At 56.2% G+C, this 14,813-nt stretch carries 2 protein-coding genes; both read left to right on the top strand.

Translation table 11 applies throughout. The features are described 5' to 3' along the window. Positions 1-63: 63 nt before the first annotated feature. Positions 64-9,924 carry a non-ribosomal peptide synthetase gene (locus JFU11_RS23445; protein ID WP_201062249.1) on the top strand — a complete coding sequence of 3,287 codons (9,861 nt, stop codon included), beginning with the start codon at positions 64-66 and terminating at the stop codon, positions 9,922-9,924. After that, positions 9,921-14,339, top strand: coding sequence for an HAD-IIIC family phosphatase (locus JFU11_RS23440; RefSeq protein WP_201062248.1), 4,419 nt, complete (start codon positions 9,921-9,923; stop codon positions 14,337-14,339). The genes JFU11_RS23445 and JFU11_RS23440 overlap by 4 nt, the downstream gene beginning before the upstream one ends. Positions 14,340-14,813 lie beyond the last annotated feature (474 nt).

The raw sequence follows: 14,813 nt of genomic DNA, 5'->3' as shown, positions 1-14,813 counted from the left end.
TGTTCGCGTGGATATCTCCAGGATGACTTCGCGCCTATCAGGCTGATCAGGAAGGATCGACGAATGGAAAACTTGCTTGAAAGCCTCTTTCACCTAGGTGTTGAGCTTCGCTCGCAATCGGAAGAGCTCAATATTCGCTGTGAACAAGAAGGTGTTCTCAATCAATGGCTTCCGAAAATACGGCAGTATAAGAAGAGCATTATCAATTTCATCCCGGATGGGCATTGGGTAGGCCTGGACTTCTGGGAAGAAAGAAAAAAGAGCGGGATTGCAACGGTCTCACCCGTGACGTTTGCTCAAAGGCGCCTATGGTTGATGCATGAAATGATGGGCGCCGATAGTGCGCCCTATAACGAGACCTCGATATTCTTGTGTCGGGAATCGCTGGATATCCCACGATTCAACCAGGCACTCAATGACGTCATAACAAGGCACAGTGCTTTACGTACCCGATTCGAGCAGGACGTTACCGAGCTCAACGCAGTAGTCGGAACAGGTGAGCAATATACGGTCGAGTTGGTCGACCTGCGTTTTGTACCTGGGCGTAAACGTCCATCCCTGAGAGGCCTGGTGCAGGAGCTGGCCAAGCGTCCTTTTGATTTGAATGTTGCTCCGTTGTTTCGGGTGAAGTTGTTTCGCCTGAAAGATAGTGCCTATCTCCTGTGTTTTGTGTTTCACCACATCATCACTGATCGGTGGTCGGGCAATCTCATCGCCAGCGACCTGGTCACGGCTTATTTGCATCGCTGTCGGGGCGAGAAAGACTCCCCTTTGCCTTCTCTTCCCTTCAGCTTTATCGATTATGCGTACGAGGACGCCCAGGGCGGCGATCAAGCGCATCTGAAAGTGTGCACGGACTATTGGTCCGCAACACTTGCAGACTCGCCCGCTACATTGAGTTTGCCTTTGGATCGGGCACGGCCGCCGGTGCAAACCTATCAGGGCGCACGCCATCGCTTTGCTCTGAAACCTGAGACGGTTGATCGACTGGCCACACTGGGGGCACAGCATGGATGCTCAAGGTACATGTCGCTGCTGGCCATATTCGCGCTGTTTCTGTCCAAATATGCTTCGCAGAATGACGTGGTTATTGGTACCCCGGTTTCAGGTCGATCGAAGAAAGAATATGAGTCACTGGTAGGGCTGATGGTCAATACCGTCGCTTTACGTATAGAGCAGCATGACAACGACAGCTTCTATCAGTACCTCGAAAAGGTGCGTGAGGTCTGCCTGGGGGCCTTCGCTCATCAGGACTTGCCGTTTGACGCCGTGGTCGATGCGGTACAACCGGCGCGATCCAAGAGTTATTCTCCGTTGTACCAAGTGATGTTCACCCATCAAGTGAACAATCGCTCGTCAGGTACGGAATCCGGATTCTTTGAAATGCTGGATTTCGATGCGCAACTGGCAAAGTTCGACTTGACGCTATCCATTGACGAAATGCCGGGCGCGGCCGTCTGCTTTTTCGAATACAACACGGATTTATTCGACGCAAGTACGATCGCCCGCTTTGCTGAGCACTTCAATAATCTTCTGCTGGACGCGACACAGCACCCGGAGAACCGTTGTTCGTCGCTGCGTTTAGAAGACCTCAATGCATCGCTTGGTCAGTTGGCCGACTGGAACATGACTGGTCGCGCCTATCCACAGGGAACCCTGGTCCATCAGCTTTTTGAACAGCAGGTGGAACGAACGCCTGATCAGGTCGCGGTAGCCAGCAAAGGTCAGCAATACACATACGCCGAGTTGAACGCGCGTGCCAATCAGTTGGCGCGCTACCTGCGGGCTCAAAGTGTCGGGCCCGACAGCCTGGTGGCGGTTTTCGTAGACCGTAGTGTTGACATGATGGTTGCGATTCTGGGGATATTGAAAGCCGGTGCCGCTTATTGCCCCGTGGATCCTGGCTACCCACTCGAGCGTATCGAATACATGCTGGAAGATGCAGCCCCCAAGGTTGTATTGACTCAGGAAAAACATCGAGCAGACTTGCCCACCTGTTTGCCACCCGTGCTGGCGCTCGATACGCAATGGGCGTTTGTCGACCCATATGCCCGCGATAATCTGGCCGATGTCTCTTCGCTCACTACTCCCGAACATCTGGCCTATGTCATCTACACCTCCGGCTCGACGGGAAAGCCGAAAGGGGCGGGAGTTCACCATCAAGGTGTCGTGAACCTGTTGAGTTGGTATGCCAACGACTTCGCCTTGGACAATAACGATCGATTTCTGATCGTGACTTCGTTCAGTTTCGACCTGACCCAAAAGAACCTGTTCGCAAGCCTTCTCTGTGGAGGGAGGCTGTATTTGAGCGAAGAGCCCTTCGATCCGGACGTTATCCTTGAGGAAGTGGAGTCCCTGAAAGTCACGACATTGAACCTGACACCCAGTGCCTTCTACGCTCTTGCGGAAGCGGATTCGCCAGCGGGCCAACTGTCGAGCCTGCGCCGGGTATTCCTAGGAGGGGAGCCGATCAATATGTCGCGCTTGTTGTTCTTGCGCGAGCGGTATCCCGAACTGGAACTTATCAACTCTTACGGGCCAACAGAGTGTTCCGATGTTGTTGCGTTTTATCGCTTGAACTCGGACTGGAGTCGTTATTGCAACACGTTGCTGCCCATTGGTCAGCCGATTGCGAACACTCAACTCTATATCCTTAACTCACAGGGGCAATCGGTGCCTATTGGCGTCAGTGGCGAGATTTTCGTGGGCGGTGTCGGTGTCGCGCGCGGCTACTTGAATCGGCCAGAACTGAATGAAGAGCGGTTCGTACCTGATCCTTTTCTCGGGCTGGCGGGTTCACGCCTATACAAAACAGGGGATCAGGGATTCCGCCGGGCTGACGGCACCCTAATTTACCTGGGCCGCGACGATCATCAGGTGAAAATCAGAGGGTTTCGCATTGAACTGGGTGAAATCGAAGCGCAACTGGACAGTTTTCCTCATGTGAAAACGTCTGTGGTGATCGCCCGTGAAGATCATCAGGGTGATAAACGGCTGGTCGCCTACATCACCGCCAAGGAAGGTGAAACCGTTGAAATAGAGCCGTTGCGCACTTCAATAAAATCGACCCTTCCTGACTATATGCGGCCCTCGGCCTATGTTCTGCTGGAGGATATGCCGCTGACACCCAGCGGAAAACTCGACCGTCTGGCTCTTCCCGTTCCAGAGTTCTCGCATTTGCAGGTGACCGCCTATGCGCCTCCAGTGGGGACCCTGGAAATTGCACTGGCCGAAGTTTGGCAAGATATCCTGGGTATTGAAAAAATAGGTCGTCACGACGACTTTTTCGAACTGGGTGGTCACTCGCTGCTGGCGATGCAGATGAACGGAAGGATTCGTCAGAAACTCAAGCATGAAGCCCGACTGAAGGATGTGTTTGAGTACGCGACGATTGAGCGTTTGGCGACTCGCCTTCGTGCGGTCACTCAGTCTTCCGAGCAGTCGATGGTTGCCATTTGCCGAGAGGATCCATTACCGCTTTCGTTCAGCCAGCAAAGAATGTGGGTCCTGAATCAATTTGATGGGTTAGGCAGTACTTATTCGATACCGGCTGCCGTGCTGATGAAAGGTCCGGTGCGATCGGAGGTTTTTTCGGCGGTGTTCGATACGCTTGTCGAGCGGCACGAAACCTTGCGCAGCGTCTTTCCATGTGTGGATGACACGCCTGTACAAGTGATCAAACAGGTGGTCAAAGGCTCGCTCAAGCACATCGACCTCAGTTCTGTGCCCGTTGTGGCGCGGGAAAGAGAGAGGCAACGCCTTCTCTCCAGTGAGGCGGCGGCGCCTTTTGATCTCGAGCGTGGCCCGCTCATCCGTGCCAGTCTGGTGCGTCTGGACGTGGACGAGCATTTGCTGTTGGTTACGATGCACCACATCGTTTCCGATGGCTGGTCGATGGGCGTACTTATCAACGAAGTGGCTTCGCTCTACCAGGCCTATGTCCAAGGCAAGCCATCCCCGTTACCCGAACTGCCGGTGCAGTACGTTGACTTCGCCCATTGGCAACGGCAGTGGCTGGCGGGTGGGGTGCTGGCTGACCAGCTTGCCTACTGGACCCAGCGCCTGGCCGGTGCACCAGTACTGTTGACGTTGCCCACGGACCGCCCGCGGCCGGCGATGCAGAGTTACCGCGGCGACAGCCTGACATTCAGCGTACCGGCCGCGGTCAGCGGTGGATTGGCCGCACTGGGTAAAAAGGCCCATGGCACCTTGTTCATGGTGTTGACGGCAGCGTTCAACCTGCTGTTGTCACGCTACTCTGGCCAGAGCGACATCTGCCTGGGCACGGCGGTGGCCAACCGTACGCGGATCGAAACCGAGGCGCTGATCGGCTTCTTCACCAACACACTGGTCTTGCGGACGCAGGTCGATGAAGCGGTGACGTTCGAGTCGCTGCTCGATGAAGTGCGCCAGACCACGCTGGATGCCTACGCCCATCAGGACGTGCCGTTCGAGCAACTGGTGGAGACACTCAAGCCGGTGCGCCACACCAGTCATTCGCCGTTGTTCCAGGTGATGCTGGTTTTGCAGAACGCGCCGCTGGGCAGCCTTCAATTGCCCGGCCTGATCCTCGAACCGATGGAGATGCAGAGCACGACCGCGAAATTCGATTTGCTGCTGGTGATGGAGGAGCGGGCCGGGGAGTTGCATGCCAGCCTTGAATACAACACCGATCTGTTCGACCGCAGCACGGTGCAACGGATGGCGCAGCACTTCACGCGTCTGCTGGAATCGGTGGTGGAGGCGCCCAACTGTCCTCTGCATGAACTGACGATGATTGACGAGGCGGAGTTGGCGCGGGTCACGCTCGACTGGAACGACACCCAGGTTGATTACCCGGCGATGGCAACCTTGCAGCAGATGGTCGAAATGCAGGTGGCACGCACGCCGCAAGCCCCGGCCCTGGTATTTGAAGGGCAGGTGCTGACCTATGCGCAGCTCAATGGTCGGGCGAACCGGCTGGCCGGTTATTTGCGTGAACGAGGAGTGGGGCCTGATGTCCGGGTGGGCGTGTGCCTTGAGCGCTCACTGGAAATGGTGATTACCCTGCTGGGGATCGTGAAGGCCGGTGGCGCGTACTTGCCGCTGGACCCTGGCTTTCCGACGCAACGCCTGGCGTACATGTTGGAAGATGCAGCGCCGGCCCTGGTGCTGACCCAGGCCGCGAGCGCCGCCTGCTTGCCTGAACACTACCCTCATACCTGGATCATCGAGGAGTCCGAGCTGGCAGGCTACAGTCTGGACAACCCGGTCACCGATACCGGTGCCCAGCACCTGGCCTATGTGATTTACACCTCCGGTTCCACAGGTCGGCCAAAAGGTGTGGCGGTGGAGCATGCCGGGATCGTCAACCGGTTGCAGTGGATGCAGGAGGCTTACCGGCTGGAAGCGACGGATCGGGTGTTGCAGAAAACGCCGTTCAGCTTTGATGTCTCGGTCTGGGAGTTCTTCTGGCCGTTGGCCTACGGTGCGACGCTGGTCGTCGCCAAGCCAGGTGGGCACCAGGATGTGGACTACCTGGCGCGGCTGATCGCACATGAAGCGATCACCACGTTGCACTTTGTTCCGCCGATGCTGGAGGTCTTTCTCACTACCGCGGACATGGCCGACTGCCGCTCGCTGAAGCAAGTGATGTGCAGCGGGCAAGCGTTGCCATTGGAGCTGCAGCAGCGGTTTTTTGAAGGTCTTCCCGACGCCGCCCTGCACAATTTGTATGGCCCGACCGAAGCGTCGGTGGACGTTACTTTCTGGGCGTGCGACCCCGAGTACACGCAGGGCTGCGTGCCGATCGGGCGACCGATCGCCAACACCCGGATCTACCTGCTGGATCAACAGATGAACCCGGTTCCCGCAGGCGTGGCGGGCGAACTGTACATTGGCGGGATCGGATTGGCGCGGGGCTATCTGGGGCGCGCCGACCTGACCGCCGCAGCCTTCGTGCCCGATCCTTTTGGCCCGGCGGGCGCGCGCTTGTACAAGACGGGCGACTTGGCTCGTTACCGTTCAGCGGGCGAGATCGAGTACCTGGGGCGTCTCGACCACCAGGTGAAGATCCATGGGCTGCGTATCGAACTGGGGGAAATCGAGTCACGACTGGCGCGTTACCCAGGTATCCGCGAGGCGGTGGTGTTGGCGCAGGAAGATCGGCCGGGAGAAGGCCGGCTGGTGGCGTATTACACCCTGGTGAGCGGCGACGAAGCGATCGCGTTGGGCGACCTGCGCGAACACCTGGGCAGTGCACTGCCCAGCTACATGGTGCCGCACAGCTACCTGCTGCTGGCTGCGTTGCCGCTGAGCGCCAACGGCAAGCTTGATCGACGTGCGTTGCCGATGGTTGCGAGTGGGGAAGAGGCACACCGGGCTTACGAGGCGCCGGTTGGCGAGGTGGAAGAGCAACTGGCGGCGCTGTGGGAAGAGATGCTGCACGTGGCGCCAGTAGGGCGTCATGACAACTTCTTTGATCTTGGCGGCCACTCGTTACTGGCGACCCAGTTGGTTTCCAGGATTCGGCGATCGCTCGCTGTTGAGCTGCCATTACGCAACCTGTTTGAAATGCCGACAATCAAGAGCCTGGCCACGTGCATTATCCAGGAACAGCAGAGCAGTACTGGAGCCTTGCCAACGGTCACGTCGATAACGCGCAAGGAGCCACTGCAATTATCCTTTGCACAGCAGCGTTTGTGGTTCATTGATCAGTTGTCGGCGGGTGATTCAACCTACAACATGACGGTGGCTCTTCAGTTATCCGGAGAGTTGGATCTCACTATCCTGGCCAGCATTTTCAACGAAATCATTCGTCGTCATGAAGTACTGCGCACCACCTTCACTACCTCTGACGGGCAGCCAAGCCTGCGTATTGCTGCAAGTCAGACGCTAGAGCTGATAATTACCGACCTGGCAGTCGACCCTCACGTTGATAAAAACCATTCGATTCAGCAAGAGCTACAGAGGGAAACACAGACTGGGTTTGATCTGAGTAGCGGGCCACTCATGCGGGTGCGTTTGCTTCGCCTTGGCACAAACCAGTTTGTTGCCGTGATAACGATGCACCACATCGTTTCCGATGGCTGGTCGATGGGCGTACTTATCAACGAAGTGGCTTCGCTCTACCAGGCCTATGTCCAAGGCAAGCCATCCCCGTTACCCGAACTGCCGGTGCAGTACGTTGACTTCGCCCATTGGCAACGGCAGTGGCTGGCGGGTGGGGTGCTGGCTGACCAGCTTGCCTACTGGACCCAGCGCCTGGCCGGTGCACCAGTACTGTTGACGTTGCCCACGGACCGCCCGCGGCCGGCGATGCAGAGTTACCGCGGCGACAGCCTGACATTCAGCGTACCGGCCGCGGTCAGCGGTGGATTGGCCGCACTGGGTAAAAAGGCCCATGGCACCTTGTTCATGGTGTTGACGGCAGCGTTCAACCTGCTGTTGTCACGCTACTCTGGCCAGAGCGACATCTGCCTGGGCACGGCGGTGGCCAACCGTACGCGGATCGAAACCGAGGCGCTGATCGGCTTCTTCACCAACACACTGGTCTTGCGGACGCAGGTCGATGAAGCGGTGACGTTCGAGTCGCTGCTCGATGAAGTGCGCCAGACCACGCTGGATGCCTACGCCCATCAGGACGTGCCGTTCGAGCAACTGGTGGAGACACTCAAGCCGGTGCGCCACACCAGTCATTCGCCGTTGTTCCAGGTGATGCTGGTTTTGCAGAACGCGCCGCTGGGCAGCCTTCAATTGCCCGGCCTGATCCTCGAACCGATGGAGATGCAGAGCACGACCGCGAAATTCGATTTGCTGCTGGTGATGGAGGAGCGGGCCGGGGAGTTGCATGCCAGCCTTGAATACAACACCGATCTGTTCGACCGCAGCACGGTGCAACGGATGGCGCAGCACTTCACGCGTCTGCTGGAATCGGTGGTGGAGGCGCCCAACTGTCCTCTGCATGAACTGACGATGATTGACGAGGCGGAGTTGGCGCGGGTCACGCTCGACTGGAACGACACCCAGGTTGATTACCCGGCGATGGCAACCTTGCAGCAGATGGTCGAAATGCAGGTGGCACGCACGCCGCAAGCCCCGGCCCTGGTATTTGAAGGGCAGGTGCTGACCTATGCGCAGCTCAATGGTCGGGCGAACCGGCTGGCCGGTTATTTGCGTGAACGAGGAGTGGGGCCTGATGTCCGGGTGGGCGTGTGCCTTGAGCGCTCACTGGAAATGGTGATTACCCTGCTGGGGATCGTGAAGGCCGGTGGCGCGTACTTGCCGCTGGACCCTGGCTTTCCGACGCAACGCCTGGCGTACATGTTGGAAGATGCAGCGCCGGCCCTGGTGCTGACCCAGGCCGCGAGCGCCGCCTGCTTGCCTGAACACTACCCTCATACCTGGATCATCGAGGAGTCCGAGCTGGCAGGCTACAGTCTGGACAACCCGGTCACCGATACCGGTGCCCAGCACCTGGCCTATGTGATTTACACCTCCGGTTCCACAGGTCGGCCAAAAGGTGTGGCGGTGGAGCATGCCGGGATCGTCAACCGGTTGCAGTGGATGCAGGAGGCTTACCGGCTGGAAGCGACGGATCGGGTGTTGCAGAAAACGCCGTTCAGCTTTGATGTCTCGGTCTGGGAGTTCTTCTGGCCGTTGGCCTACGGTGCGACGCTGGTCGTCGCCAAGCCAGGTGGGCACCAGGATGTGGACTACCTGGCGCGGCTGATCGCACATGAAGCGATCACCACGTTGCACTTTGTTCCGCCGATGCTGGAGGTCTTTCTCACTACCGCGGACATGGCCGACTGCCGCTCGCTGAAGCAAGTGATGTGCAGCGGGCAAGCGTTGCCATTGGAGCTGCAGCAGCGGTTTTTTGAAGGTCTTCCCGACGCCGCCCTGCACAATTTGTATGGCCCGACCGAAGCGTCGGTGGACGTTACTTTCTGGGCGTGCGACCCCGAGTACACGCAGGGCTGCGTGCCGATCGGGCGACCGATCGCCAACACCCGGATCTACCTGCTGGATCAACAGATGAACCCGGTTCCCGCAGGCGTGGCGGGCGAACTGTACATTGGCGGGATCGGATTGGCGCGGGGCTATCTGGGGCGCGCCGACCTGACCGCCGCAGCCTTCGTGCCCGATCCTTTTGGCCCGGCGGGCGCGCGCTTGTACAAGACGGGCGACTTGGCTCGTTACCGTTCAGCGGGCGAGATCGAGTACCTGGGGCGTCTCGACCACCAGGTGAAGATCCATGGGCTGCGTATCGAACTGGGGGAAATCGAGTCACGACTGGCGCGTTACCCAGGTATCCGCGAGGCGGTGGTGTTGGCGCAGGAAGATCGGCCGGGAGAAGGCCGGCTGGTGGCGTATTACACCCTGGTGAGCGGCGACGAAGCGATCGCGTTGGGCGACCTGCGCGAACACCTGGGCAGTGCACTGCCCAGCTACATGGTGCCGCACAGCTACCTGCTGCTGGCTGCGTTGCCGCTGAGCGCCAACGGCAAGCTTGATCGACGTGCGTTGCCGATGGTTGCGAGTGGGGAAGAGGCACACCGGGCTTACGAGGCGCCGGTTGGCGAGGTGGAAGAGCAACTGGCGGCGCTGTGGGAAGAGATGCTGCACGTGGCGCCAGTAGGGCGTCATGACAACTTCTTTGATCTTGGCGGCCACTCGTTATTGGTTGTCCAAATGATTTCCCGGATCAGGAAAACGTTTGAGGTGGAGCTACCGATCGCCGAAGTTTTCAAGTTGCCGGTTCTATCCGCGCTGTCCGATGTCATCTATCAGTCGTATCTCCAACAATTCGACGCGTCTGAGCTGGAGCGTATCGCTGCCGAGTTTGATGGGTTGAGCGAAGCGGAGCTTCAACTGATGCTAGTCGAGAGCGATTACGATTTTGAAAGCCTCCAAGGCCAGACACTACTAGGAGAGAGTCAGTGAGTGATTTGCAAGGTATGGAAACCCGGCCATCGAACTTGGAATTGATCAAGCGTGAGCTGTTGATGAGACGGCTCAAGCAGCAACCAGCGCTTCGCGTACAGAAAGGCACCATGGCCCCGATACCGCGTGCGGACAGAACCCGGGGATGCGAGTTGTCGTGGGCCCAGGAGCGAATCTGGTTTCTGAGCCAGCTGGAAGGTGTGGGCGAGGCCTATCACATGACCTGCTTGTTAAGGCTCAGAGGAGTGCTCGATCATGGTGTTTTGCAAGCGGGACTCAACACACTGGTGGAGCGGCATGAGTCGCTGCGGACCACGTTTATCAGCGAGGAGGGGCGTCCTTTGCAGGTCACGCACCCTTCACAGAGTCTGCTGATCGATTATGTCGATTTGAGCGACCAAGGGCCGGACGTGGCTGATGCCCAGGCCCGCCAGCTCGCACAGCAACTGTCCCGGCGGGCTTACTGTTTCGAGCAGGGGCCTTTGATTCGTTGCCAGCTTGTCTGCCTGACCGATGAACAGCACCTGCTCACGATCGCGATGCATCACATCATTTCGGACGGTTGGTCCCTCAATATTCTCATGAATGAGTTGGCGGCACTGTACAGCGCTTATTTGCAAGGCGCCGACAATTCCCTGAAGTCATTGGCGATACAGTACGGTGACTATGCGGTCTGGCAGAGAAGTGCCCTTTCAAGCGAGCTGTTGAACATTCAGTTGGATTACTGGAAGTCTCGCCTGGAGGGTGCGCCGGCGACCCTGGAACTGCCTGCGGACTTCCCTCGTCCAGCGATCCAATCGTTCACCGGTAATACGCACACAGTTGTCCTGGCTTCATCTGATCTTGAGAGGGCGAGGCAGTTAGGCAAAGACAAGGGATGGACTACGTTCATGATCATGTTGGCCACGCTTCAGCTTCTGCTGGCGCGCTGGTCGGGCCAGAACGATATTGTCGTGGGAACCGTGACTGCGGGGAGAAACCGATCTGAAACTGAGTCATTAGTCGGTTGCTTCATGAACTTTTTGCCCTTAAGGGGCCACGTGGATTATGAGCTCAGTGTGGAAGCGTTCTTGAGACAGACGCACGAACACGTGGTGACGGCTTTTACCTATCAGGAATGTCCATTTGAAAAAATCGTGGAGGCTATCAACCCGGTCAGGAATGTGGCTTACAACCCACTGTTCAACGTGGGTTTTCTTCTCCAGAACTATCGCGACGCCGTCAGTTTTTCCCAGGGCAGCAACAATAAGGGCGGAGCTGGCGAACCCTCCCTGGTCGCCGAAATCGTCGATCTGCCTGTGGTGTCTTCACTCTTGGATTTACGTTTTGTGGCGACGGAAGAGGGCGACGGCATAAAGCTGAGCTGTGAGTACAACACGCAGTTGTTTGAAGAAAAGAGCATCAAGGACCTTCTGGGTGCCTATCAGCTGTTCTTCTCTCGATTGGTCTCGTCTTCAACGGTACCGCTCGCCAGTTTCAAGCTTGGTGCACCGCTGGTCGAGCAGGTCAAAGCGTCGAGAAAAAGAGAGAAGAAACTGCATGTCAACATCTCGTCTAGCTTCACTGCAGACTACATTTTCCCCGCTATCAAGTTCTGGAGCGACGCTCTGGGTTCGACGGCTGTCGTTAACTTTTCACCCTATAACCAAGTCATTCAGACACTGCTCAATCCTGCCGGGATATTTTCCAACGGTCTCGGTGACTTGAATGTCTGCTTGCTTCGGTTAGAAGATTGGCTGAATTCGGCGGACTTGAAATCCGCGACGGGGCCGTCCGTGGAAAGAATGACCGAGCAGTTGCAAAGCCATCTGCTGGAGTTTGTTCATGCGGTAAAAACATACGGTTGCCATAGCACGCGCCAGCTAGTGCTTCTGTGCTGTCCGTGTTCGGATGCAGTTAGGCAGGCCCCGCAACTGTATGAAGCCTTGGCGTCGGCTGAGCGGCATCTAAGTGAGCAGGTCTCATCGATGAGCAACGTGCATTGTGTTCTCTCGCCTGCTTTGATTGCCCGCTATCCGGCGCTCGAATGGAATGACAGCTATGCCGAGGAGTTGGCGCATGTTCCATACACCAGTGAGGCGTTTGTCGTACTGGGTGAATCTATTCTGCGGCATTATCACGCGCTCAGTTATCCGCCGTATAAGGTGATCGTTCTAGATTGTGATAACACCCTGTGGAGCGGTGTGTGTGGCGAGGTGGGGGCCGAAGGCGTATTGCTTGACGAGCCAAGTGAAACGCTGCAGCGCTTCATGCGTGATCAGTTGGAACAAGGCATGCTGCTATGCCTGTGCAGCAAGAATGTCGAGGAGGATGTGTGGGAGGTTTTCTCCAAACGCAAGGATTTTCCTTTGCAACGCGAACACTTTGTCGGCGCTCGAATAAATTGGCAGCCCAAGAGTGAAAATATCCTGAGCCTGGCGAGAGAACTGAACCTGGGAGTCGATAGCTTTATTTTTATAGATGACAACCCAGTAGAGTGCGCTGAGGTTCTGGCCAGCCTTCCCGACGTATTGACATTTAATCTGCCTGCCGATCGCACGCAGACGGCAACCTTTCTGCAGGGCGCATGGGCTTTTGACAAAGTCCGTGTGACAGATGATGCCAAAGGTAGAGCGGCTCAATACGTGCTTAACAAAGAGCGGGATGCTTTGAGAAAAACGGCCTCGAACTTTCAGGAGTTTTTGGCGGGGCTTGAGATAAAAGTCAATCTCGGCGAGATGCGGGAAGAACAGCGACTACGTATTGCCGAACTGACGCAGCGTACAAACCAATTCAACCTTTCTACTCGGCGGCGTAGCGTGGCCGAGATTGAAAATTTACAGAACGAAAAGGAGCTGACTTTTCTTACCGCTCAAGTTGAGGACCGTTTTGGCGACTATGGCTTGACCGGTGGCGTTTTCTATCGGGCGTGTGCCCCAGTACTTGAATTAGATACTTTTCTCTTGAGCTGTCGAGTGTTGGGCAAGGGTGTCGAATATATTATTTTGAATAAATTGGCCACCCTCGCGCTTGAACAGGCTTGTCGATATATCATCGCGCCGTATCTACCCTCCGCAAAGAACGAACCTGTTCATAACTTCCTGATATCGTTGGGGGCGATAAGCTGCACGGGGCGTGATCGTGTTACACACTATTTTGTTATTGAAGCACGTGAGGCGCTGACGGCACGTTATGAAACCGGCTTGAGTCAGGAGGGGGGTGGTGACTTACCCTCGCTGGTCGTTGCTGGCCACACCAGTCATCAGGATGCCAGGACGCGCGTGGAAAATTTGCGCAGAATTTCAGAGGCGTTCAGCGTGGCCGGAAGCGTCCTGAGTCACATCGAGAAAAACGAAGTCGCCCAAACCTCGTGCTCTCGTCAGGCGTTCGTTTGCGCATGCACGCCCATAGAAGTCGAAATGGAAAAAATATGGTGTCGCGTGCTGGGTATCGACCGAGTGAGTCGAGAGGATAATTTTTTTGAGATTGGCGGTCATTCCCTGCTGGTTATCAGGCTTTATCAATCGGTCCGTGACAAGTTCGGTGTAACCCTTCCCATGTCTACCATCTTTACGTCTCCCTCATTGAGAGCGTTTTCCAACTTGTTAGAGGCTCCTTCAATCAAACATTCATTGCTGACGCCTCTTGGCGGCATCGGCGAGCAGCGCATATTTTTCATTCATCCCGCAGGCGGTACGGTGTTTGGCTACAGGCCTTTGGCGCAGAGGCTGCCGCAGTCGATGAGTGCTTTCGCAATACAGTCTCCAGAGGTGGCGGGATACGACTTGGCCGATTACACCCTTGAAAGCCTGTGTGAGTGCTATGTGGAGGTGATCAATGAGTTTTACCCCGTGGGTAAGCTTCGGTTAGCGGGTTGGTCACTGGGTGGAAAAATTGCCTTTCGTATGGCGATGCTGTTCGAGTCGAGGGGGCGGGAAGTGGAGTGGCTGGGCCTTTTTGACTCAGGCTTTGACACCGACTTTCATGACAGCCATGAAGCCTTCCTGGCCTCCGTTTTTCTGCACTTAAATGCGGACGATCTGATGCTCGATCCCGATTTGCGTGCTGTGTTGACGCGGGTCCAGGCGTTCGCGCGGACGATAGAGGGGGATTTTGAGCACGTTATTCGTGAAAATCCTGAATGGCTACTTGAGCATGGCGTGGCCGATCATCATTTGGAGTTCTTGCATCAGCAGTATCTTATCCAGCGTGCGCATGCCGCCTTGGACTCGCAATTCGAGCCTCATGCCATCAATGCTCCGTTGCATGTGGTATGGGCGGCGGATTCGTTGCACTCGAAAGAGTCGACACCAATGGACTGGCTGTTGTGGACAAAAGACAAGTCGGGCAGCACGCAAATGACTCTTCACGGTAGACACTCCAACGTAATCACTCTGCCAGAGAATATTGATTTGATAATAAAGTCTTGGACTTGATTGAATGGTAAGGAGCCGATAAACCTATCTACCCACGCCCTTTAAGCGGCGACATGATGTCCACCATCAAAAGATGGTGGGCACTATCTTGGCTAGCTTTTGCGTGGGTCAGGAGTGGATATTGAGCGTACGGTTTTGGGTAGAATCCAATAGCGTATCTTGGAATCACTCCTTCTTGGCCCTTGATACATCCCAAAAACAAGTCCAGAATTGAGTCTTTTCCTGCTCCGGCAAGAAAAGAAACCCCTTAGATTTCAATGGGTCGGACGCGCGAGTCTCGTTTCCCGCTCCAATTATTTTTCTATAGGCTTCCACTGAAGTATGTAGAAACCCAAAAAAGAGGCTTAGGCCTCTTTTTTCGTTCCAGTAAGTTCTTCTTTAAACCACCAGCAGCCACGATTTGTTAGTACATTTGTTAGTACATTAATCCGGCGCTTGGTAGATCACTTTTTCGTGGGACTCGCCTCTCTGGAA

It is taken from the genome of Pseudomonas sp. TH37 (assembly GCF_016650735.1).
Taxonomy (GTDB): Bacteria; Pseudomonadota; Gammaproteobacteria; order Pseudomonadales; family Pseudomonadaceae; genus Aquipseudomonas; species Aquipseudomonas farris.
Note: the sequence above shows the minus strand (reverse complement) of the source record. Positions and strands in the feature narration are given on the sequence as shown.

Bases quoted from the DNA above. Each gene is read 5' to 3' on its own strand.
- JFU11_RS23445 (WP_201062249.1), top strand. From the start codon at position 64: ATGGAAAACTTGCTTGAAAGCCTCTTTCACCTAGGTGTTGAGCTTCGC.